The following is a 23,344-nucleotide window of genomic DNA, read 5'->3' as shown; positions in this document are numbered from 1 at the left end:
ATATAATATACTTAATGCTAAATAGAATTTTTATTTTTATTGCTTAAATATTTTTTATGACATATTATAAACAAAGGTTTCTGATTACAAAAGTTCTTTATTTAGAATATCCATAATGGATATTCTAATAAGTTATACAGATGTATTCGAATATGCATGCTTTTAGTAATTATCATCTGTTTTATATAATATTTTTTATGCTGTAACAATATTAGTTATAATTAACATAGACTTAAATATACGTGGAAATTTTAAATAATAGTAATGTTGGCTTCGCTGCCCGCGAGGAGATGAGAATGATTGCCAAGTTTTTATGATAAATCATTATTGAGATATCCTTTGATTGCTTTAATTGGGATAACGATAGCTGCTATTTTAGCTCTTCTTTTTTTCAACTGGATAATAGGAGTAATTGGAATCATTATATTATCCATTGTTTTATATTTTTTAAAGCAAGCTGATTTGAAAATCAAATCTATGATGGAAGATTATATTTCAACGCTTTCTTACCGGTTGAAAAAGGTTGGGGAAGAGGCATTAATGGAAATGCCGATTGGAATTATTTTATTCAATGAAAATTATTCCATTGAATGGACGAATCCATTTATTTCAGCAATTTTCGGTGAAAATTCATTGGTAGGTCAGTCTTTATATAATGTTGCTGACTCTCTGGTACCATTAATAAAGCAGGAAGTAAATACGGAAACAATTACACTGCATGAAAGAAAATTCAAAATTATTATAAAAAGAGAAGAACGTCTTCTTTATTTTTTTGATGTGACAGAGCAGATTGAAATTGAAAAACAATATGAAGATGAAAGAACGGTATTAGGTCTTATTTTTCTTGATAATTATGATGAAATAACACAGGGAATGGACGACCAATCACGGAGTACGATTAATAATGAAATTACATCTTTACTTAACAAATGGGCGAAAGATTTTGATATATATTTAAAGAGAGTTTCATCAGAACGTTTTTTAGCAGTCCTAAATGAAAATATTTTAACAGAGCTTGAAAAGTCAAAGTTTCTCATTTTAGATGAGGTAAGGGAAAAAGCAATGATACAAAACGTATCATTAACACTTAGTATTGGAGTTGGCTGCGGTGTTTCCTCTCTTTCAGAGCTTGGGGATTTAGCACAATCAAGTTTGGATTTAGCTTTAGGCCGCGGTGGGGACCAAGTAGCGATCAAGCAGACGAATGGAAAAGTGAAATTTTTTGGAGGAAAGACAAATCCAATAGAGAAACGGACGAGGGTAAGAGCACGTGTGATTTCTCATGCACTTAGGGAAATCATTATAGAGAGTGATAAAGTCATTATTATGGGACATAGATTTCCGGATATGGATGCGATCGGATCGGCACTTGGGATTTTAAAAGTTGCGCAAGTGAATGGAAAAGAAGGGTTTATTATAATTAATCCTGATGAGCTTGATTCAGGAATTGAGCGGCTGATCTTTGAATTGAAGCAGCATTCAGAATTATGGTCCTGGTTTATTACTCCTGATGAAGCTAATGAAATTATGACAAATGATTCATTATTAATTGTGCTTGATACACATAAACCTTCACTCGTTATTGATGAGAGACTGCTTTCCAAAAGTGAAAATGTTATTGTTATTGACCATCATCGCCGCGGGGAAGAATTTATTCAAGATCCGCTGCTCGTTTATATGGAGCCGTATGCTTCTTCTACAGCAGAGCTTGTGACAGAGCTTTTAGAGTACCAGCCAAAGCAATTAAAAATGAATGTTATCGAAGCAACTGCACTATTGGCAGGAATTATTGTTGATACAAAAAGCTTCACATTAAGAACTGGTTCAAGAACGTTTGATGCAGCTTCCTATTTAAGAGCTAAAGGGGCAGATACTGTACTTGTTCAAAAGCTTATGAAGGAAAATATTGAAAACTACGTTCAGCGTGCTAAACTTATTCAAAAGGCTGTTATTTATAAAGCTGGAATTGCTATTGCTGCAGCAGACTATCATGCGGAGGAATATTTCGAACAGGTGACGATTGCACAAGCTTCTGATACATTATTAACAATGAATGGAGTAGAAGCTTCATTCGTTATCGCCATGAAAGCTGAGGCTGTAATTGGTATTAGTGCAAGATCATTAGGTGATATAAATGTCCAGCTTATTATGGAAGCATTAGGTGGCGGCGGCCATCTAACAAATGCAGCCACACAGCTTCATAATACGACATTAGAAGAAGCTGAAAAGAGATTAAAGAATGCAATAGAGGAGTATCTTGAAGGAGGAATAAAGTGATGAAGGTTATCTTTTTGAAAGATGTAAAAGGAAAAGGGAAAAAAGGCGAAGTGAAAAATGTGGCTGACGGCTACGCACATAACTTTTTACTTAAACAAAATTTAGCTGTTGAAGCGACAAATGCTAGTATGAAAACATTAGATGCACAAAAGAAAAAAGAAGAAGTTATAGCTGCTGAAGAATTAGAACAATCAAAAGAACTGAAAGAAACTTTAGAAAAATTAACGGTTGAGTTAACAGCAAAATCAGGTGAAGGCGGCCGCCTTTTCGGTTCAATTACAAGTAAGCAAATTGCGGATGAGTTAAATAAATCCCATAAAATAAAGATTGATAAACGTAAAATTGAGCTTCCAGATGCAATTCGTTCACTAGGTTATACGAATGTACCTGTTAAGCTTCATCCAGAAGTAACAGCAACTGTAAAAGTTCATGTAAAAGAACAGTAATTTTTAAAAATGTGATTTTGTGGAAAGAGTCATAAATCTCTTGAAGCATGATCACATTTTTCATATGCTTAGTACTTAAGATTATTTTAATTAAATATAAAGGACGGTGATCATCATAAACGAGTTATTTGGTGATCGTATTCCACCACAAAATATTGAAGCAGAGCAAGCGGTATTAGGTGCTATTTTTCTAGAACCTTCATCATTAGTATTAGCTTCTGAAGTATTAATACCCGAAGACTTCTACCGGGCAACACATCAGAAAATATACAATGCGATGCTCACGTTAGCTGATAAAGGCGAGCCGGTTGATTTAGTGACGGTAACATCTATTTTAGCTGATCAGGAATTACTTGAGGAAATAGGTGGAGTTTCTTATCTGAGTGATTTGGCAAACTCGGTACCGACAGCGGCAAATATTGAATACTACAGTAAAATTGTCGAAGAAAAATCGATCTTACGACGTCTTATCCGAACAGCGACTCAAATTGCCACAGATGGCTACAGCCGTGAAGATGAAGTCCAGGTTCTGCTTGGTGAAGCCGAGAAGAGAATTATGGAAGTTGCTCAAAAGAAAAATGTCGGTGCCTTTCAGAATATAAAGGATGTACTAGTACAAACTTACGATAATATTGAACTTCTTCATAATAGGAAAGGTGAAACGACTGGTATTCCAACAGGGTTTACTGAGCTCGACAGAATGACTGCCGGCTTCCAGCGAAATGATTTAATTATCGTTGCAGCGAGACCTTCAGTAGGAAAAACAGCCTTTGCTTTAAATATTGCACAAAACGTAGCAACTAAAACAGATGAAAATGTGGCTATATTCAGTCTGGAGATGGGGGCTGACCAGCTCGTCATGAGGATGCTCTGTGCCGAGGGGAATATCGATGCACAAAATTTACGTACAGGCAATTTAACAGCGGAAGATTGGGGTAAACTAACTATGGCGATGGGAAGCCTATCAAATGCTGGTATCTATATTGATGATACACCAGGTATTCGCGTCGGTGATATTCGGGCAAAATGCCGTAGATTAAAGCAGGATAGCGGTCTTGGCATGGTATTGATTGACTATCTCCAACTTATTCAAGGGAACGGTAGAACAGATAATCGTCAGCAGGAAGTTTCTGAAATTTCTCGTTCGTTGAAAGAACTGGCTCGTGAACTTAAAGTTCCAGTTATTGCCTTGTCACAGCTGTCCCGTGGAGTGGAACAGCGTCAAGATAAACGACCGATGATGTCTGATATAAGGGAATCGGGAAGTATTGAACAAGATGCCGATATCGTCGCTTTCTTATACCGAGATGATTATTATGATAAAGAAACAGAAAATAAAAATATCATTGAGATCATTATTGCAAAACAGCGTAACGGTCCTGTTGGGACAGCACAGTTAGCTTTCGTAAAAGAATACAATAAATTCGTTAATTTAGAACGGCGATTTGATGATGCTACTGTACCGCCAGGAGCATAAACGAGTTTTTTTAAAAACTTTGTACCGATGCAGTTTATTCACCGACGCATTAAATTTGAAGTATATTTGCCAGTCCGAAACTATGGAGGTGCAGAAATATGTCATCAGTAGTAGTTGTTGGAACACAGTGGGGAGATGAAGGTAAAGGGAAGATAACCGACTTTCTTTCTGAAAATGCTGAAGTCATTGCACGTTATCAAGGTGGAAACAATGCAGGTCATACAATTAAATTTAATGGGGAAACGTATAAGCTTCATTTAATTCCGTCTGGTATTTTTTATAAGGATAAAATCTCTGTCATTGGAAATGGCATGGTTGTTGATCCTAAAGCATTGGTACAAGAATTAGCCTATCTGCATGAACGTAATATAAATACGGATAATTTGCGGATAAGTAACCGTGCCCATGTTATTTTACCTTATCACTTAAGATTAGATGAAGTGGAAGAAGAGCGAAAAGGTGCAAATAAAATTGGAACAACGAAAAAAGGGATTGGCCCGGCTTATATGGATAAAGCTGCGCGTATCGGGATTAGAATCTCTGATTTATTAGAACGCGATGTGTTTGAAGAGAAATTAGAACAGAATTTAAAAGATAAGAATAGACTTTTCGAGAAGTTTTATGAAATAGATGGATTGAGATCAGAAGAAATTTTAGATGAGTACTATGAATATGGCCAGCAAATTAAGCATTATGTGTGTGATACTTCCGTCGTTTTAAACGATGCACTAGATGTGGGACGCCGTGTCCTTTTTGAGGGGGCACAAGGGGTAATGCTGGATATTGACCAGGGAACTTATCCATTTGTTACATCTTCAAACCCTGTTGCTGGAGGTGTAACGATCGGTTCCGGTGTCGGCCCATCTAAAATTGATCATGTTGTAGGTGTTTCAAAAGCATATACAACAAGAGTGGGAGACGGCCCATTTCCAACGGAATTAAATAATGAGATTGGAGACCGCATTCGTGAAGTCGGACGTGAGTATGGAACAACCACTGGGCGACCGCGCCGTGTCGGTTGGTTTGATAGCATTGTAGTTCGACATGCACGTAGGGTAAGCGGTCTGACAGATCTTTCATTAAATTCAATCGATGTCCTAACAGGTATTGAAACATTAAAGATCTGTGTAGCATATAAATATGATGATCAAGTAATTGAGGAATACCCAGCAAGCTTAAAGATATTAGCACAATGTGAACCTATATATGAAGAGCTTCCAGGCTGGACAGAAGATATTACAAGTGTAAAAACTCTATCTGAACTGCCTCAGAATGCAAGGAACTATGTAGAGCGTATTTCACAGCTGACAGGAATCCCTCTATCTATCTTTTCAGTGGGCCCGGACCGTACACAAACGAATGTAGTAAGAAGCGTATACAGTTAGATAATAATTTAAAAAACAAAGGAGTATATTAGATCCTTTGTTTTTTAATTTGTTTGAAAAAAGCTTGTATACATTTATTTTTATATGGTAAGATGAATAGCGTCGGTTATAGAGTACGAGCCATTAGCTCAGTTGGTAGAGCACGATCGAATAAGCTGCAGAGCAATTACTTCAGCGTACTCATCGAGCTGCTTCTTGATTAAGCTTTCTGAGATGAGGACGTCGTAGAAAGAGTCTATACTTTAGTTGAATCTTATATATTTAATTTATAAGAGCCATTAGCTCAGTTGGTAGAGCATCTGACTTTTAATCAGAGGGTCGAAGGTTCGAGTCCTTCATGGCTCACCATTTTATTGGAAGATTATTTTATTTATGGCCCGTTGGTCAAGCGGTTAAGACACCGCCCTTTCACGGCGGTAACACGGGTTCGAATCCCGTACGGGTCATTTTGAAATTTAAAATTTAATTGCCGGGTCTCTTAGTTTAGCAACGAGCAATACTTCTTAGAATTTTCTAAGAGTTGTTCCGCCATATTTATCATCTCTGAAATTATTATCAGAGGAAGGGACAGTTTTTGTAACATTATACGTATAGTATGAATATATATAATATTAAAGGTCCCGTGGTGTAGCGGTTAACATGCCTGCCTGTCACGCAGGAGATCGCGGGTTCGATTCCCGTCGGGACCGCCATATATTTATTAATTCCTTTCTTTTTATATATGTGTAGGATATAATGAGGAAAGTCTTTAATAATTAAGAAATCTTAAATAATAATACATATGGCTCGGTAGCTCAGTTGGTAGAGCAATGGACTGAAAATCCATGTGTCGGCGGTTCGATTCCGTCCCGAGCCACTTTATAAAAGGTGTGATTCTAAAATAGAATCACACCTTTTATCGTTTTTGACAAAAAAAATAATAATGTAACTAATAATACAACTATGTTACATTTTATCGAAATAATAGGTAATTATGATAACGTATGATAAATTAATAGAGAACGAAAAGATGATATTTTGCTATTTTACTGCCTTTTGTTGTATATATTTGGGAGGAAACTATTGTGTTTATACGTTTTAAACAATTAGTGGATATGGAGCGAAAGTGTAGCCACTTAAATGATAAGCTACTGAAAAATACACTTTGCAGTTGTACAGTGGTAGCTGCATTAGTGTTAGGTCTTTCTAGTGCTTCTGCTGAAAAAACGTTAACTACAGTTTATTCTTCTGATTTAAGTAATGATTATATAAAGAATAGTGATAATATTGTTAATTCTACAGTTATGATCATAAATAATGAGCGGGCAGCCGCTTTTAAAGATAAAAAAGATGCTGAAGCCGTACTGCAAAAGTATAAAGCAGATTATATTTCTGAAAAATTAGAACATCAAATGAGCACAGAAAATACTTTACATACATTAGAACAAGAGGAATCACCTCGTATAGATATTTCTTTTGCTGAAGATATTCTCTATTCAAATGAAAAAGTTCTTGAAAAGGATATTCTAACCGTTGATGAAGGTTTACAGCTTTTAAAAAACGGTATTAAAAAAGAAGAGAAGTATGAGGTAACATATCGAACTAATATAAAAGAGATAGCAGAAAAATATCATTTAACAGTAGATGAATTGCTAGCTGCAAATCCAAATTTAAAGACAGATTCTATTATCGGACAAGGTGAGATTATTAATATAATTACACACCAGCCTTTATTAAATATAATTATTACAGATGGAACATTAGAAAAAGAAGTTACTGCATCTCCAAAAGACATAATAGCAGAAATGTCTCTATTTAACGATAATAAAGAGGTAAAAGAAACAAATCATAATGGGGAAGCTGAACAAAACTCCCTTACAATAAAAGAAACCAGTTTAGAAAAAAAAAGGGAAACAGCCAATGAAGAAATATTGAAAGAAGCTATTCCTTCACGCGGCGGCAGGGTTCTCTCTTGGCCAGCGGCTGATGGCTATATATCTAATAAAATGGGCCAAAGCTCTGGTAAATTACATAAAGGTGTCGATATTGTAAAAACAAGTAATTATACGGTCAAAGCAGCAGAGAATGGTACAGTCCTATTTGCGGGAAATGATGGCGGCTATGGAAATAAAGTTGTTATCGATCATAATAATGGTTTGAAAACAGTGTATGGCCACTTAAATTCAATTGCTGTATCTGCTGGAGAAACAGTAATAACAGGGCAAAAAATAGGTGTAATGGGCTCTACTGGACAGGCAGCAGATGTACATTTGCATTTTGAAGTATACGAAAATGATATAATTAAAAACCCGTTAAACTATTTAAAATAAACTTTTCCTTTATTTTTTGAATAAGGATTATCATACACCTCTAGCAATTATTGCTAGAGGTTTCTTTATGAAAGAATAAGTAAAAGATGATTTTAGTATAAGAAAATATGTTAAATTAAAAATATGTATATTAAAGCTACAAGAAGGGGCGAAAACAGTGGATAAAAAGATACTAGTTGTAGATGATGAGAAACCGATCGCAGATATATTGCAATTTAATCTGAAAAAAGAGGGCTATGAAGTTTTTTGTGCTTATGATGGAAATGAAGCATTAGAATTAGTCGAGGAAATTGTTCCTGATCTTATTCTTTTAGATATTATGCTTCCGAATCGAGATGGAATGGAAGTGTGCAGAGAAGTACGAAAAAAATACGAAATGCCAATTATTATGTTAACAGCAAAGGACTCTGAAATTGATAAAGTGTTAGGCTTAGAATTGGGAGCAGATGATTATGTAACGAAACCATTTAGTACGAGGGAACTTCTAGCTCGTGTTAAGGCAAATTTAAGAAGACAGAAATCAGTAGAAATTAGTGAACCAGAAGAAGAGACAAATGAGATTGAAATTGGTACTTTAATAATTCATCCTGATGCATATGTTGTTTCAAAAAGAGGAGAGACAATCGAGTTAACACATCGGGAGTTTGAATTGCTTCATTATTTAGCAAAACATATCGGGCAAGTATTAACACGTGAACATTTACTGCAAACTGTTTGGGGATATGATTATTTTGGCGATGTACGAACAGTTGATGTGACAGTTAGACGTTTACGAGAGAAAATTGAAGACAATCCGAGTCATCCAGCATGGATCGTAACGAGACGGGGAGTTGGATACTACCTGCGTAATCCTGAGCAGGAGTAATTGTATGAATAAAGTGAATTTTTTTCGGTCGCTTCATTTTAAGTTTGTATTAATTTATGTATTACTTATTTTAATAGCAATGCAAGTAATGGGTGTCTATTTTGTCCGCGAGCTTGAGAAATCATTGAATGAAAATTTCGAACAATCTTTGCGTCAAAGAATTAATATTCTTGCATACAGTATTGAGCAGGAAATGATGAAGGACAAGAAAGAAAGACCAGAGGGACAAACACTTCAGGATGATATAAGCGCTATTTTAATAGATAACCATACTGGAGAAATTGACGAGCTGCGTGTTATAGATAAGACTCAGACCTTTATTGGAACATCCAGTAATAAAGATATTCTCGGTAAGAAATCGACAGAGGTGATGGTTCAGAGAGCACTTATCGGTCAGGAATATAAAAATTCCTATATTTATGAGGATGGTCATCGTGTTTTAGTAATGACATTTCCGATTACTAAAGATTTTAGTGATGAAACAATTGGGGCCATTTATGTCGTTGCTTCCTTAGAAGAAGTATTCAATCAAATGAGTATTATTAATAAAATTCTTGCTACGGGAACGGTTATTTCATTAATTATCACTGCTGCATTAGGTATTTTCCTTGCTAGAACAATTACAAGACCAATGTCAGATATGCGAAAACAGGCACTTGAACTTGCCAAAGGGAATTTTTCCAGGAAGGTTAATGTGTATGGTGATGACGAAATTGGCCAATTAGCAGAGACATTTAATAACTTAACAGAAAAATTAGAAGAAGCTCAAGGGATGACAGAGGGAGAAAGAAGAAAACTTGCCTCTGTTATTGCCCATATGACTGATGGGGTAATTGCAACAAACCGTAACGGTGAGGTCATATTAATTAATAATCCTGCTGTTACAATGCTTAATGTTTCACGTGAAACATTAAAAAATATAAAAATTACAGAATTGCTCGGTATTGAAGAAGAATACACACTGGAAGGTCTGTTTGAGGAACAGGAAGATCTTATTTTAGACTTTAGTACGGAAGAGGTTCCATATATTTTGAAAGTCAGCTTCACTGCAATTCAAAGAGAAAAAGGAAGGATAGACGGCTTAATTATTGTTATCTATGATGTTACAGAACAAGAAAAAATTGATCAAGAACGTCGTGAATTTGTAGCAAATGTTTCACATGAGTTACGGACACCACTTACAACGATGCGAAGTTATTTAGAAGCGTTAGAGGAAGGTGCGTGGGAAGACAAAGAGCTGGCGCCGCAGTTTCTAAAAGTAACACAAAATGAAACTGAGCGGATGATCCGTCTAGTAAATGATCTGCTTCGTCTTTCAAAGATGGACAGCAAAGATTATAACGTGAAGAAACGTTCTGTGAATTTCACTGATTTCTTTAATACAGTTGTTGATCGTTTTGAAATGACGAAATCAGAACATATTACATTTTTTAGAAGAATTCCAACTGAGGATCTTTACGTAGATATTGATACAGATAAAATTACGCAAGTATTAGATAATATTATTTCGAATGCAATTAAATATTCTCCAGAAGGTGGACAAATTCATTTTCAAGTAGATATTCTGACAGATGAATTGCAAATTCGAGTACGGGACCAAGGTGTTGGAATTCCTAAAGAGAGTATCTATAAAATATTTGATCGATTTTATCGTGTTGATAAAGCGAGAACGAGAAAATTAGGAGGTACTGGTTTAGGATTGGCAATTGCAAAGGAAATGGTAACAGCGCATGGAGGAGATATTTGGGCTGAGAGTAAGGAAGGAAAAGGTACAACTATATTTTTTACGTTACCTTATAATCCGGAACAAGAGGATGAATGGAAATGAAAAAAGAACTAATTAAAACGATTGTGTTAACTTTTCTTGTTGCATTAAGTTTATTTTTTACTTGGGCAATTTGGACAATTCCTTCCTCGTATGACCAATTCCAAAACAGTGCGTACCAAGAAGGAAAGAAAATCAGCGATCAAACAAGAGATATTCACGAAGTTGTTCAGCCTTATCAAATTCTTTTCCATAAAAATAATGAGCATTATGGAGCTTTAGATAGAAATGATATAAAGAAAGTATGGAATGAAATATACAAATGGCAGATATTAGAGACGAAAGATATTTCTAATCAATTTTCAGAGGAACATTTCTTGAATTTTATTAATGGTGAAGATGGTAAAAGTAAAGTTGCTCTTTCATTTTATAATGAACTTCCAATAGAAACGTTCCGTTCTATTTTTAATTGGAAGACGGATGAATTGAGTCCTATGAGATATGATCGTATCATTATTCCATCTGTTAAAGAAAACGACAATCAAAGAGTACAGAAGCTTTATTTTGTTTCTTATAGCAAAAGAAAAGTAGTAGAAACAAAAGTAAATGATAATGATGCAATTCTTTTTATTAATGATATTTTAAATGATAATGACCGTTATCAAAAATATTTCGCCTTTAATTTAAATGAAAAAGATAAACTATTTCTACCAGAAAATGATGTGAAAATGCAGGAAGTTAATTATTATGTAGGTGAGATAGGCGGTGAGACGCTTAAACAAGCTCTTTTTAATAATCCGAAAAATGTAAAGCGTGATATAAGTACATCTACTAATAAAAATACGTATACAGATGGTACAAGGGTTTTGAATATTTTTCCACGTCAGCAGTTGGTGAGATATGTTAATCCGACAATCCTTGATGTGGTCCAACCTGAACTTGGAGTTATTATTAAACAAAGTATAGATTATGTAGAAAGCCATGGCGGCTGGACAAATGATTACATTTTATTTAATTTTGAAGAGAATTATCAGGAGCGAGAAGTAGTGAATTTTCAGTTATCATATAATTCTTATCCTGTACTGGATGCTTTTGATTCTGAGAAATCTTTTGGTCAAACAGCTATTACTCTGCGCTGGGGAAGGAATGAAGTTGCAAGTTATGACCGTCCTTTATATCAGTTAAAGGCATCTGCAAACACACAAGAGAGAATAATGCCTTCAGGTCATTCTGTTGTTAAATTAATCAAAAAGAATGAAGAGATAGCTGTATCAAATATTAAAAATATTATGCTGGGTTATGAACTCGTGAAATCTGTAAGTGAGGAATCCTCTGTTAAGCTGGTTCCGACTTGGTATGTTCATTTTAAGGATGGAATTATTAAAAAGATTGGAGAAGCACAAGAAAAGTCTGGAGGAGAGTTAAATGGATTGGAGTAAAACAAAAACGATCTTTATTATTGCTTTTCTTGTGCTTAATGCTTTTTTAGCTTTTCAATTTTTTGCTAAAAAAAACGGCAGTCAATATGGGATTATTCCGCAAGCCTCATTAGAGGGGCGATTAGCAGCAGAAGGTATCATTTATAGTGAGCTTCCAACTGTAGGTGAAAAAGGAGCTATAATTAATGCAAAAACAAAGGAATTCACCCAGGAAGAAATAAAAAAGCTTAAAGGGCAGAAATTTATTAGCTTGGGTGAAGGCTCAGAGGAAGGGAAATTCCCCAAAATAAGAATGGAACTTACTAAGCCTGTCAGCGCTCCAACGATGAATCTTCAAACAAAAGTAAATCAATTCCTAAGGGAATATGTACACAATGGTGAACAGTATCGTTATTGGCGTACAGATGAGGAATTGAACATTATTATTTGTGTTCAGCAATATAACGGAAAAATGATTTTTCAAAGCTTAGATAATGATATTGGAATGGTTATTTTATATTTGAATAATAAAGATGAAATTTATGCTTATGAACAAAAAATGCTTGTCGACTTTGAAGAAAAGGAAAGAGAGCAGTTGTTAAAGCCATTAGAAGCAATTGAATTAGTTTATAATAAAAGTTATTTAAAGCCAAATAGTAAAGTAAAGATTGAGTACGGATATTATACAAAGTATCCATTAGTAGATGTTCAAACATTACAGCCTACTTGGCATCTGATAGTAGAATCAGATGAAGGGGAAGTAGAGGATTTATATGTTCATGCTATTGAAGGTGTTGTTTTACAATCAGGAAATTAATGAGACGGAGTTGAGGTAAAATGAGCTTGCAATTCAGTGTGCTTGCAAGCGGAAGTACAGGGAACGCTATTTTTGTTGAAACAGAAGAGCATTCACTACTTGTCGATGCAGGTTTAAGCGGAAAACAGCTTCAAAGCTTATTTACACAAATTGGACGGGATATGAGTAAGCTTTCAGGATTATTAGTAACACATGAACATAGTGATCATATTAAAGGACTTGGAGTTATCGCGAGAAAATATAAATTGCCGATCTATGCAAATGAAAAAACATGGCATGCGATGGAGAAATTAATCGGTGAAGTGAGTACAGATCAGAAATTTGTCTTTGAAACGGGAAAAGTAAAATCATTCGGTTCATTGGATGTTGAATCATTCGGTGTTTCACATGATGCAGCAGAACCGATGTTTTACGTATTTCACCATGAAGGAAAGAAACTGACGCTTATTACAGATACAGGCTACGTCAGTGACCGTATGAAGGGCATAATTGATAACTCAGACATATTTGTCTTCGAAAGCAATCATGACGTCTCTATGCTCCAAATGGGGCATTATCCTTGGAGTATTAAGCGCAGGATCTTAAGCGATGTTGGACATGTTTCAAACGAAGATGCTGCACTTGCTATGGCTGACGTTATAGGTGATGCTACGAAGCGGATTTATTTAGCACATTTAAGTCAGGATAATAATATGAAAGATTTAGCAAGAATGTCTGTTGATCAAGTATTAGCAAGCAAAGGTTTTTATACTGGTGAGCAGTTTGAATTATATGATACAGATCCAAAAGCACCTACACCGCTTGTTTTAGTATAGCTTTTCCAAGAACCTTAAGATTATTTTTCATAAATTAAGATTATAATGAGGAATGTTATCCAAACTATTCATATAGCAGTCAGTCATATTCAGATAGGATGGTGGAACAAACTTGGGATATTATGATCAAGATTATGAAAATGAAGGAAGAAGGAAACAGAAAGGCAATCGAGGCGGTGCGTTCTTAGCGGGGATAGTCGGTGCTATCTTAGGCGGTTTGCTTATAATTGTGGCAATCCCAGCTTTATCGAATTTAGGTATTTTACCTTATGAGATGGGAACGGATGAAGAAAATAATGATATAACTAATGGTGAGGGAGCAGGTGTCCCAGCAAAAAATATTTCTGTCAATGTGAATACAGCAGTAACGGAAATCGTTAATCAAGTATCAGATGCTGTTGTTGGTGTTGTGAACATTCAGGAAGCGGGCTTTTGGAATGAAAAAGGCGAAGCCGGTACAGGCTCGGGAGTTATTTATAAAAAGGATGACAAGAATGCTTTTGTTGTAACGAATCATCATGTTATCGCCGGCGCTACACAGGTGGAGATAAGCCTAAGCAATGGTGAAAGGATTCCTGCCACAATAGTTGGCAGCGACGAATTAATGGATTTGGCTGTATTAAGAGTAGCCAGCAATAAAATTGAGCAGGTTGGACAGTTCGGAAATTCTGATAAAGTGAAGGTGGGAGAGCCGGTCATTGCCATTGGAAATCCGCTTGGATTGCAATTTTCAGGCTCTGTTACACAAGGAATTATTTCAGGAACAGAAAGGGCAGTTCCGATTGATTTAGATAATGACGGACAAATAGACTGGAATGCTGAGGTTTTACAAACAGATGCAGCAATTAATCCTGGAAACAGCGGTGGGGCTCTTATTAATATCGATGGAAAAGTCATCGGTATTAATTCAATGAAAATTGCTCAATCAGCTGTAGAAGGAATCGGCTTGTCCATTCCATCGAACTTAGTAAGACCGATTATCGAGGACTTAGAGAAATATGGTGAAGTACGCCGTCCATATATGGGAATCGGAATGAGATCATTAAGTGATATTTCAAGCTATCACTGGCAAGAGACATTAAAATTACCGAAAGATGTAACAACAGGGGTTGTTGTAATGGGAGTAGAGCCTCTCTCACCGGCAGCTAAAGTTGGTATGAAGGAATTTGACGTTATTACTGAATTTGCAGGTAAAAAAGTAGATGATATTCTTCAATTAAGAAAATATCTCTATCAGCAAAAAGTAGGAGACACCGTTAAATTTACTTATTACCGAGGCGGTAAAAAACAACAGGGATCAATGAAATTGGGAGAGCAGAAACGTTTACAGGGGAGCTAATTTTATTAGCTCTCTTTTTTTGACATGTAATTTTTCCTTCTTTGTTGATAAAATAAAAATAAGATTCATCCACATGTGGATAAGGAGGAAATGAAATGTTTTGTTGTGAAGAACATATTGAATTAGCGCTTGATATGTATGTAGATGAGAAGGAAAAGGCTCCAAAATTAGAAAAAATCGATGAAAAAGGCGAGTTATCCACAACGTGTGAATTATGTGATAAGCTTGCTATATATGTATTGGAAGACTAAATTTACCATTAAATATGGTAAAGTAATCCACAGCTGTTGATAAGTGTTGTGGACAACTTGTTTTAGAGTGGGGATGGCATGTGAATATCTTAATAATAACGGTCGGAAAACTGAAAGAAAAATATTTAAAACAAGGAATCGACGAATATTTAAAACGTCTAACACCTTACGCAAAAATAGAAGTGGTTGAGCTCCCAGACGAGAAAGCACCAGAAAATTTAAGTGAAACAGAAATGGAGCAGATTAAAGGGAAAGAAGGCGAAAAAATCCTTTCCAAGATTTCTGATGACACTCATGTTATAGCCCTTGCAATAGAGGGGAAAATGAAATCATCTGAACAGCTCGCAAGCGATATTGATAAGCTTGCAACATATGGAAAGAGCAAGATCGCTTTTGTAATAGGCGGGTCATTGGGACTTAGTAAGGATGTGATGAAGAGAGCTAATGATACCCTTTCCTTTTCGAAAATGACGTTTCCGCATCAGTTGATGAGATTAGTGCTTGTCGAACAGATTTATCGGGCGTTTCGGATTAATCGGGGAGAACCGTATCATAAGTAAATGAGGTTTTTCTACTATTAGACCGACAGCATTCAAGGAAATTAGGTAGTGGCATAAATGTATTTAAAGTAGAAATAGTAAAAATGACTTTAGAAGAGAAGCATATAGCTCCTCTTTTTTCATTTCAAAGGCAGACCATGAGAGCAAAAGTGAGGATGAAATGGAGGTAGATTACTTGTTAAAATGGGTCCAATAAATATTAGGAGGTTAGGAGGAGATAAAATGAAAAAGAGTCAGGAATTCGTGATGATGTATTTTTTAGAGAAAGTATTATTTTAGGAAATGTTAGGAATTTGCTTTTTGCCTCAACGCTTATCCCTCTCCTCTCTTACAACTAAAGATATTGCTTTATCCAACCTAGTTTACTATTTTTAAATTAAGATGTAATTGTATTCTAAAATGGTATGATAATATATACATGGGAAATCCGAACCATATTATTAAAGTAAAATAAGAAATTTCTAATAAACTATCAAAAATGGGGTACATTATGAAGGAAATTCATACTCAAATAAATAAAAAAGTATACTATATTGCAATGTTAATTGTAATAACCATCATGATAATGGGGTTATTTATTGGTAATTCACATATGGGTGAGCATGGGGGCGGCTTTATCTTACATGTTACACTTGGGGTCATTCTATCTGTCTGTTTATTACTTTATCCTAGATATGTAACTCATGTTTTTAGAATAATATTAATAATAGTAGCGTCCGTTTACTTTTATACTCTTTTCTTTTTATATCCAGAGACTGGGTCCAACTTTATATTTCTGTGTTTTATTCCAATAATATCCATATTGTTTTTTGATGCCAAGCTCTTTTACTTTTCTTTACTAGTAAACACTATATCAACAATGTTTACTTTTAGTTATATTATACTAATTGATCAAGGCAATCAATTCTACTTTATAAAACAAGATTTATCAGGAAATGTTATAAACTTTATTGGTAGTCAAGTGATAATCTATTGTGTATTTTATTTATCTTATGGACGAATTAAAAAACAGCAATTATATTATGAAAAAATAAAACAGACAGAGCGTTTGAAGATATCTGGCCAACTAGCAGCTGCTGTTGCTCATGAAATCAGAAATCCTTTGACAGTTGTGAAGGGATTTTTGCAGCTAGACGAAAAAGATCCTTCAGTTAGTGATGATATAAAGAGACACTATACTTTGATGATTGGTGAATTGAATGCTGCTGAGCACGTGATTTCTCAATTGTTATCTGTTGCAAAGCCAAATAATGATCAAGAAACGGAAACTGTGGATGTAAGGAATGTACTTCAGACTGTAACAGATTTACTTCATTCATATGGAGTTTTGAATGAGAATAATATTGAATTAAATGTAATAGAAGATTGTGCTATCGTCGCAAATCCCATAGAATTTAAACAATTATTAATAAATATAATTAAAAATGCAATTGAGGCCTCTGAAATAGGTGATTCGGTTGAGATAACGGCTAATATGAAGAATGACTTTGTTGAGATTAAAGTAATCGATTATGGACAAGGAATGTCAGAAGCAGAAGTAGGGTCTTTAGGTACTCCTTTTTACTCTTTAAAAAGTAAAGGGACGGGATTAGGTATGATGATTTGCTACAATATTGCAGCAAAATATAAAGGAACAATAGATATCCAAAGTTCGAAAGGTGAAGGTACTACGGTTACTATTAGCTTTCCATCAAAGAATAATACAATAGGGCCTAAAGGTAGAATATAAATCGAATTCCCTTTTAAGAAGACTAGGAGAGATTCCACTGAATGTCCAGGAATCCAATTCTTTTGCTTATAAAAAGTGAAACCTCATTTTGATTAGGTGTGGTGAACCTTATCATAAGTAAATGAGGTTTTTAGCCAAATGCCTCTCCTTAAGGTTGGGGGATTGGTTAAGCCCCCAATCAGATAAATAGTCGGAAAAAATTCGCTTCTTTTACTTTCGCTGGTTACTTAATTAAAGATAGGAGACTTCCAGGGGACGTAAAACATAAGAAAAAATCCCTTGCTACTTTTCTGTAGTGAGGAATTTTTCGGGAGGGTGTGCCTGTCTAGTTACGGGCAATTTGGTTTATTCTGTGCTTGGACTTTTCTCTATACATTTCCTTGTCCGCCAGTTCAAGGATTTCTTCAGGACTAAAGTTGGTTCCAGATTTACATTGATACAAACCGTGGCTGGCTGAGATTGGATAGGGCTTTTGACCAGTTATAACCATATCTTGAAACTCACTTTGAATGCTGGACCAGATTGCCTGTGCGACATCCATTTGTCGATCGAAAATTAGAATTATAAATTCATCACCGCCAAGGCGGAAAAGGACGTCCTTTTCTCTGATATGGCGTTTGATTGTTTCGCAGCAAGAAATAATCAGGTCATCGCCTGCAGAATGTCCGTACCTGTCATTTACCATTTTTAAATTGTTTATATCAATATAGCAGACGATGAAATCTGATGCTCCGTCTATGAGGTGTTGTGAAAGTATTTCCATTCCTCGCCTTCTGTTGAGGACCCCTGTAAGCGGGTCAAACGATGCATGATGATAAAGCTCTTCTTCCGTTTCCTTCAAATCTGTAATGTCAGTGCTTCCAATAAGGACACAGCACTCCCCTAAGTAATTGACCAGTTCAAAATTAAGCATTGACCATTTCTGTTTATGTTTGAACATATAATTTTTTAAGCTCTGATGTTCTTCGAGTTTTTTTACTATCGTTTGTTTTTCCTCAGGCGTAGTCAGCATGAACCATCCATCAAGTTTTGTCATATCTTTATTTTTTAAATGAAAGTATTCGATAGCCTGCTGATTCAGGAGCAAAATGTTGCCGGTTTTAAGGTTGAAAAGGACCAACGGATTAGGATTCATGTGAAATAATCTGCGAAAGCTCTCTTCATTCTTCTTTAGTTTCCATTCGTTTGTAAAATTATTTTTGCGAAATGAATAGAAGGCATACGCTATCGTAAATGAAATGACAGCTGCACCTGTTGAATTCACCAGCTTAAATAGGAACGAAAAGTGATTTTTTTCAAGCAGGAACAACCCTGTAATGAAAAATAGATGAATTCCTGTGATGAGGCAAGCCTGGTACCTTGGCTGAACCGGGAAGATAGCAGCAGCGGCTAAGAGAATAATAATATAAGCATAGATATTACCGTTATTAAGCTGGCTGTTGATCGAAGAGACGGCGCCTATAAACAAATAAAGAAATAAATAGGTGAGAATAATCGACCCTTTGGCGTTGCCTTTGCTACGGCGGTAGAGGATTAAAAAGATTAGGGAGATCATCAGGCCTATGATATGAAAGGTTGAAAGGATAAATTTATAAATCGGATTGTTCAATTTAGCCAAAAGGATAAAGTCCATAATGAAAAAACAGGGATATGTGAAGATGAGCATATAGGAAACGTACTTAATTCGCTCGAATAATAGGTTTTCATTACAATCGATAAATTGTTGCTCTATATCATTTCCACTTGTTGCGTTTTTTGCCAATAACTCCATCGGAACAACCATCCTTTGTAATCAAATCACATCTGTATTTTATCATTGAAAACAGCGACCTGTCACGGAAACAGGGGCCGGTTCTTGTGTCTCATTTCATTGTAAGGATAAGTTTTGTAAAAAAATTGCCGGTTATATAGGTGCGGAGAAACGTATCATAAGTAAATGAGGTTTTTAAGTAATGGTGTTTCCTAAGACTACATAAAATGAAGTACATTATGTAGTAGAAAAGTTTTGGTTAAAATTTCGACAATATATTAGTTACCTAATCGTTCGCTAATATGTGAAGACCATTGGAGGAAATTCTCTGATGGTCTTCTGCTATTATGTAAACAGTACAAGTGAAGGAATTCTTGTGCAGATAGCAGTAGGATAACTGATAGGAAAAGTACAAGTGCATTCTGTTAAATAGAAAAATGGTAACGGTAGTTTCCTTGAATAAGCATGTTTTCATTTAGGAACAAATATGCTGTAATAGTGATAGAATAATAGTTCATCCTGTTCTAAGCAGTCAAAGAAGTGGGGAATTGATAGTGAAAAAATTTAAGAAGTTTTACCTAGAGATTACAAGTGTATGTAATCTTGCATGCAGCTTTTGTCCGCCAACAGAACGACAGAAGCAATTTATTTCTGTGGAGGATTTTTCTAAGAGATTAGACCAAATTAAACCGCACACAGACTACATTTATTTACATGTAAAAGGTGAGCCGCTGCTCCATCCTAAAATAGACCAATTGTTAGACTTAAGTCATGAAAAAGGGTTTAAAGTTAATATCACAACTAATGGGACATTAATTAATAAAAAGAGGGAAAAATTATTAAATAAGCCTGCGCTAAGACAAATGAACTTCTCACTCCATAGCTTTGATGGCCATATTGGTTCTAAAGATAAGGAAGGGTATGTGAAAAGTATTCTTTCTTTTATTAAAGAAGCAACGAGCCAATCAGAAATGATTGTTTCCCTGAGATTATGGAACCTTACACAAGACAATACGACGAATATTGAAAGAAAACGAAATAGAGAATTACTAGAAATTATTGAGAAAGAATTTGATTTAGACTACAAAATTGAAGAGAAGGTCGTACCAGGAAGCGGTGTGAAAATTGCGGACCGCATCTTCATTAATCAAGATTACGAGTTTCAGTGGCCTGCGTTACATGAAGAAGAAGATGATGGGAAGGGCTTCTGCTATGGCATGCGAAATCAAGCAGGTATTTTAGCAAACGGAACTGTTATTCCCTGTTGTCTAGATGGTGAAGGAGTTATTAACCTCGGAAATATTAATGATAATTCATTTTCTGATATTATCGAGATGGATAGAGCAAAAAATCTTGTAGATGGTTTTTCACGAAGAGTAGCAGTGGAGGAATTATGTAGAAAATGCGGATATCGCAAAAGGTTCGGAAAATAGATAAGCAAATGGCTAAGATTTAGTAAAGTTAGATAGAATCATTCCAGCTCATTACTTTATTTAGATATAACGCGGTAAACCATATCATAAATATTGTTAAATCGGAAATTTGAATTTGCTATGGATAATTTTTAATTTAAATTGTTTAACTTGTAGATGAATAATATGAAAAACGGCAGAAATACTGTCGTTTTTCTATTTTTCTTGATTTTATTCTGCATCCTCTGCTTTTCCACGGTGGAAAGTGTAATCCAATTTTTTTGTTTTGGGGCTAATAAAGTAAATTCAATAATGCCACCAGAATTAAAATTAGGAATCTTTTCACTCGCAAAGAATTTATGAACTTTATTATTGGATGAAACATTTCAAAAGCCCTGTCTAGGGGATATTTCTAGCCAGAAACAATATAATTAGAACTATTGACACCTTGCTGATGATTATGAAAGTAACATTTTTTAAATACTACTAGACTTTTAATTTGCTATACTAAGATTAAGAAAGATATAGCATGAGGAAATAGTCTTTATATAATTAAGTGTCAAATCCACCGAGAAAAGATCATTCCAAATTGCTTTTTTTAAAATAGTAATTTATAACTATTTAACTACACTTAACTGTCGAATGAATATATAGAGTAAAGTAATGTTCGAAATAGACGATAAAAATACTGAGACTTTAGTTGAAATATTAAGGGCTTACATAGAAAAGAAGGTGACATAATTATGAAATTTCAACCAGAGGTGTTCACAGAAAATGGATTATTTTATGGTGATAACTTGTATATTATGCAAGGGCTAATGAAGATAGGATACAAAGGAAAATTTGATATGATTTATTTTGATGGTCCATTTAACTCAGGATGGATTTTTTCTATATTTAATAAAGAATTGAATGAAAATATCATTGATCCTTGGAATGAGATAGCTACAATCAAAAACTTCTATGATTCAGATGCTTACCGGTCGAATTATCGGAGGAGAATAGAAGCTGCCAAGGAACTGTTAAATGAAAAAGGGATTCTTGTTTTCCAAACATCGCAAAAAGAAGGGCATTATATGAAGGTGATTTTGGATGAGATATTTGGATCTCGTCATTTTCTTGGAGAGGTCATTTGGAAGTTTGCTGATGGCCCTTTATATGAAAAATCACAATTTGGTTTAAATCATGAAACTCTCTTTTTCTATGCTAAGAGTGACAATTATCTTAAGAAAACAGGTGTTTCTTATTCATCGGTTTGGGATGATATTGGAAAATATGGGTATTTAGGAGAAGAAGATACCTTTTATGCTACGCAAAAACCTGAAAAACTCATGGAACGTATTTTGCAGATGACAACAGATGAGAATGCTTTAGTGGGTGATTTTTATTGTGGCAGCGGTACAATGCCCTTAATAGCTGAGAAAATGAAAAGAAGATGGATAGCGAGTGATCACTCCCGCGTAGCGATTCAGACTGCTGCGAGTAGAATGGAAGCAGCAGGGACTGATGTTACTATGTACCAGCTAGTAGAGGATTTTAATCTTTCTTATCTTCAGGGGAATGAATATAAAAAGAAAACACAAATTCCCTTTTCTTTAAATGAATTGCAAGGAATAAAAGAAAAGTTTCCTAACAAATCTATTACGATTCAAGCTTATGAATATACTCCTGAAATTGATCTCATTCAAGATCAGAAGTATACCTTTCAATTGATTATGCCTTCTGTCGCTCCTAGCGGTAGTAAAGATGTCGTTAAAAGGATGATTCCAAGGCCTGTTCCAATACTAACAGAAGACGGTTATCAGCTTTTGATTGCGAACCCGTTAGATTGGATTCTGCATCATATTGTACATGGGGAGATTACGGAAGCTCATTATATTATGGATATTGAATCCTTGCAGCGAAGAGTAAATGATGTTTATTTGAGAATTAAGGATAATTGGATTGATTCTATTAAAGAGTACGAAGGTTATGATTTATTAAAAGATGTGTTTGGGCACTTTTACAAAGTTCCTAAAGGAAGAGAGTTGTCATATGGAAAATAAAGTAGCTGTTGTTATAGGGGGGTTAAGAGGGATCGGCAAGGCCATTAGTCTCGATCTTGTGGACAAGGGATTTATTACCTATGCCACAACCAGGGAAAAGAATGTAGATATCCCTGTGGAAAATTTGTTTCCCTTACAGATGAATATGATGGATGAAAAAGAAGTACGGGATACTTTTAAACTCATTAGTGAAAAGCATGAGGCTATAGATGTAATCGTGAACAATGCCGGAATTGGCTATTTTAAAGCGTTTGAAGAGTTCAACGCTAAAGAATGGGAAGAGATATTTCAAACAAACGTCTTCGGCACGTTCCATTGCATTCAAAATGCTTTTCCGTTATTGAAAGAGAGAGGGGGACGTATTGTGAATATTAGTTCAATTATGACTAAAAGAAGTCTTCCTACCCAATCCGTCTATACAGCCTCAAAACAAGCAGTGAATGGTTTGGGAAATGTTTTAGCAGAAGAATGGTATCAACATCGTATTTTTACTACTAATATTCAACTAGGTGCGACCTATACAGATATTTGGAAAGATGTTGAAGAGTTCTCTCCTAGAGATATGCTGGATGTTCATGATGTAGCACGTGTCGTTTCATTTGTTGCTATGACTCCTCTTCACGTTCGAATGGATGAAATTACATTGACTCCGCCAAAAGGTGTGTTGTAATTTACGAATGATCA

General features: G+C 35.1%; 18 protein-coding genes and 4 tRNA genes. 21 read left to right on the top strand and 1 reads right to left on the bottom strand.

What is annotated here, in order from left to right:
* Nucleotides 1-300: 300 nt before the first annotated feature.
* From BFA01S_RS05335 to BFA01S_RS05255, 18 genes are all read left to right on the top strand, one after another.
* On the top strand, nucleotides 301-2,277 hold the full coding sequence (locus BFA01S_RS05335) for a DHH family phosphoesterase (protein ID WP_066226645.1): 1,977 nt from the start codon (nucleotides 301-303) through the stop codon (nucleotides 2,275-2,277).
* The gene (rplI, locus tag BFA01S_RS05330) at nucleotides 2,277-2,723 is read left to right on the top strand and encodes a 50S ribosomal protein L9 (RefSeq protein ID WP_066226643.1); all 447 of its coding nucleotides are present in this window, start codon (nucleotides 2,277-2,279) and stop codon (nucleotides 2,721-2,723) included. The genes BFA01S_RS05335 and rplI overlap by 1 nt, the downstream gene beginning before the upstream one ends.
* 115 nt (nucleotides 2,724-2,838) lie before the next feature.
* Nucleotides 2,839-4,200: a replicative DNA helicase gene (gene dnaB / locus BFA01S_RS05325; protein WP_066226693.1), complete on the top strand. Its 1,362-nt coding sequence runs from the start codon at nucleotides 2,839-2,841 to the stop codon at nucleotides 4,198-4,200.
* 98 nt (nucleotides 4,201-4,298) lie between these two features.
* Complete coding sequence (locus tag BFA01S_RS05320; protein ID WP_066226642.1) at nucleotides 4,299-5,585, top strand: adenylosuccinate synthase; 1,287 nt, start codon at nucleotides 4,299-4,301, stop codon at nucleotides 5,583-5,585.
* Nucleotides 5,586-5,857: 272 nt separating this feature from the next.
* Nucleotides 5,858-5,933: transfer RNA gene (locus tag BFA01S_RS05315), tRNA-Lys, on the top strand.
* Between the two features lie 26 nt (nucleotides 5,934-5,959).
* Nucleotides 5,960-6,031, top strand: a tRNA-Glu gene (locus BFA01S_RS05310).
* 170 nt (nucleotides 6,032-6,201) lie between these two features.
* Nucleotides 6,202-6,277, top strand: a tRNA-Asp gene (locus tag BFA01S_RS05305).
* Between the two features lie 91 nt (nucleotides 6,278-6,368).
* A tRNA-Phe gene (locus BFA01S_RS05300) sits at nucleotides 6,369-6,441 on the top strand.
* A 208-nt stretch (nucleotides 6,442-6,649) separates the two neighbouring features.
* Nucleotides 6,650-7,894, top strand: coding sequence for a LysM peptidoglycan-binding domain-containing M23 family metallopeptidase (locus BFA01S_RS05295; protein ID WP_066226640.1), 1,245 nt, complete (start codon nucleotides 6,650-6,652; stop codon nucleotides 7,892-7,894).
* 157 nt (nucleotides 7,895-8,051) lie between these two features.
* Nucleotides 8,052-8,759: a response regulator YycF gene (gene yycF, locus BFA01S_RS05290; protein ID WP_066226638.1), complete on the top strand. Its 708-nt coding sequence runs from the start codon at nucleotides 8,052-8,054 to the stop codon at nucleotides 8,757-8,759.
* Between the two features lie 4 nt (nucleotides 8,760-8,763).
* A complete protein-coding gene (gene walK, locus BFA01S_RS05285; RefSeq protein ID WP_066226634.1) occupies nucleotides 8,764-10,587 on the top strand; it encodes a cell wall metabolism sensor histidine kinase WalK in 1,824 nt (607 codons plus the stop codon).
* Nucleotides 10,584-11,963, top strand: coding sequence for a YycH family regulatory protein (locus BFA01S_RS05280; protein WP_169800435.1), 1,380 nt, complete (start codon nucleotides 10,584-10,586; stop codon nucleotides 11,961-11,963). Before walK ends, BFA01S_RS05280 begins: the two co-directional genes overlap by 4 nt.
* Complete coding sequence (locus BFA01S_RS05275; RefSeq protein ID WP_066226632.1) at nucleotides 11,950-12,759, top strand: two-component system regulatory protein YycI; 810 nt, start codon at nucleotides 11,950-11,952, stop codon at nucleotides 12,757-12,759. The genes BFA01S_RS05280 and BFA01S_RS05275 overlap by 14 nt, the downstream gene beginning before the upstream one ends.
* A gap of 20 nt (nucleotides 12,760-12,779) precedes the next feature.
* Complete coding sequence (locus BFA01S_RS05270) at nucleotides 12,780-13,574, top strand: MBL fold metallo-hydrolase (protein WP_066226630.1); 795 nt, start codon at nucleotides 12,780-12,782, stop codon at nucleotides 13,572-13,574.
* A gap of 112 nt (nucleotides 13,575-13,686) precedes the next feature.
* Nucleotides 13,687-14,913, top strand: a complete 1,227-nt coding sequence (locus BFA01S_RS05265) for a S1C family serine protease (protein WP_066226628.1) — start codon at nucleotides 13,687-13,689, stop codon at nucleotides 14,911-14,913.
* Nucleotides 14,914-15,008: 95 nt separating this feature from the next.
* Nucleotides 15,009-15,164 carry a CxxH/CxxC protein gene (locus BFA01S_RS21750; RefSeq protein WP_082799867.1) on the top strand — a complete coding sequence of 52 codons (156 nt, stop codon included), beginning with the start codon at nucleotides 15,009-15,011 and terminating at the stop codon, nucleotides 15,162-15,164.
* A gap of 80 nt (nucleotides 15,165-15,244) precedes the next feature.
* Entirely contained in the window at nucleotides 15,245-15,724 is a 480-nt protein-coding gene (gene rlmH, locus BFA01S_RS05260; RefSeq protein WP_066226626.1) for a 23S rRNA (pseudouridine(1915)-N(3))-methyltransferase RlmH, read from the top strand.
* Between the two features lie 490 nt (nucleotides 15,725-16,214).
* Nucleotides 16,215-17,453, top strand: a complete 1,239-nt coding sequence (locus BFA01S_RS05255) for a sensor histidine kinase (RefSeq protein WP_066226624.1) — start codon at nucleotides 16,215-16,217, stop codon at nucleotides 17,451-17,453.
* Nucleotides 17,454-17,778: 325 nt separating this feature from the next.
* Here BFA01S_RS05255 and BFA01S_RS05250 read toward each other — a convergent pair whose 3' ends face one another.
* Nucleotides 17,779-19,224 carry a diguanylate cyclase domain-containing protein gene (locus tag BFA01S_RS05250; protein WP_066226622.1) on the bottom strand — a complete coding sequence of 482 codons (1,446 nt, stop codon included), beginning with the start codon at nucleotides 19,222-19,224 and terminating at the stop codon, nucleotides 17,779-17,781.
* A 533-nt stretch (nucleotides 19,225-19,757) separates the two neighbouring features.
* On the opposite strand from BFA01S_RS05250, the gene BFA01S_RS05245 reads away from it, so the two are divergent.
* The 3 genes from BFA01S_RS05245 (at nucleotide 19,758) to BFA01S_RS05235 (ending at nucleotide 23,330) form a co-directional block, all read left to right on the top strand.
* The gene (locus tag BFA01S_RS05245; protein WP_066226615.1) at nucleotides 19,758-20,636 is read left to right on the top strand and encodes a radical SAM/SPASM domain-containing protein; all 879 of its coding nucleotides are present in this window, start codon (nucleotides 19,758-19,760) and stop codon (nucleotides 20,634-20,636) included.
* 722 nt (nucleotides 20,637-21,358) lie between these two features.
* Entirely contained in the window at nucleotides 21,359-22,660 is a 1,302-nt protein-coding gene (locus BFA01S_RS05240) for a DNA methyltransferase (RefSeq protein ID WP_066226613.1), read from the top strand.
* On the top strand, nucleotides 22,650-23,330 hold the full coding sequence (locus BFA01S_RS05235; RefSeq protein ID WP_066226610.1) for an SDR family oxidoreductase: 681 nt from the start codon (nucleotides 22,650-22,652) through the stop codon (nucleotides 23,328-23,330). The genes BFA01S_RS05240 and BFA01S_RS05235 overlap by 11 nt, the downstream gene beginning before the upstream one ends.
* Nucleotides 23,331-23,344 lie beyond the last annotated feature (14 nt).

The organism is Metabacillus fastidiosus NBRC 101226, assembly GCF_001591625.1.
In the GTDB taxonomy this organism is placed as follows: Bacteria; Bacillota; Bacilli; order Bacillales; family Bacillaceae; genus Metabacillus; species Metabacillus fastidiosus.
This window is presented reverse-complemented; position numbering and strand designations above follow the sequence as displayed.

Coding starts and splice junctions, on each gene's coding strand:
- BFA01S_RS05270 (WP_066226630.1), top strand. CDS start 12,780: ATGAGCTTGCAATTCAGTGTGCTTGCAAGCGGAAGTACAGGGAACGCT.
- BFA01S_RS05280 (WP_169800435.1), top strand. CDS start 10,584: ATGAAAAAAGAACTAATTAAAACGATTGTGTTAACTTTTCTTGTTGCA.
- BFA01S_RS05320 (WP_066226642.1), top strand. CDS start 4,299: ATGTCATCAGTAGTAGTTGTTGGAACACAGTGGGGAGATGAAGGTAAA.
- BFA01S_RS05235 (WP_066226610.1), top strand. CDS start 22,650: ATGGAAAATAAAGTAGCTGTTGTTATAGGGGGGTTAAGAGGGATCGGC.
- BFA01S_RS21750 (WP_082799867.1), top strand. CDS start 15,009: ATGTTTTGTTGTGAAGAACATATTGAATTAGCGCTTGATATGTATGTA.
- BFA01S_RS05275 (WP_066226632.1), top strand. CDS start 11,950: ATGGATTGGAGTAAAACAAAAACGATCTTTATTATTGCTTTTCTTGTG.
- walK (WP_066226634.1), top strand. CDS start 8,764: ATGAATAAAGTGAATTTTTTTCGGTCGCTTCATTTTAAGTTTGTATTA.
- BFA01S_RS05250 (WP_066226622.1), bottom strand. CDS start 19,224: ATGGAGTTATTGGCAAAAAACGCAACAAGTGGAAATGATATAGAGCAA.
- BFA01S_RS05240 (WP_066226613.1), top strand. CDS start 21,359: ATGAAATTTCAACCAGAGGTGTTCACAGAAAATGGATTATTTTATGGT.
- rplI (WP_066226643.1), top strand. CDS start 2,277: ATGAAGGTTATCTTTTTGAAAGATGTAAAAGGAAAAGGGAAAAAAGGC.
- BFA01S_RS05255 (WP_066226624.1), top strand. CDS start 16,215: ATGAAGGAAATTCATACTCAAATAAATAAAAAAGTATACTATATTGCA.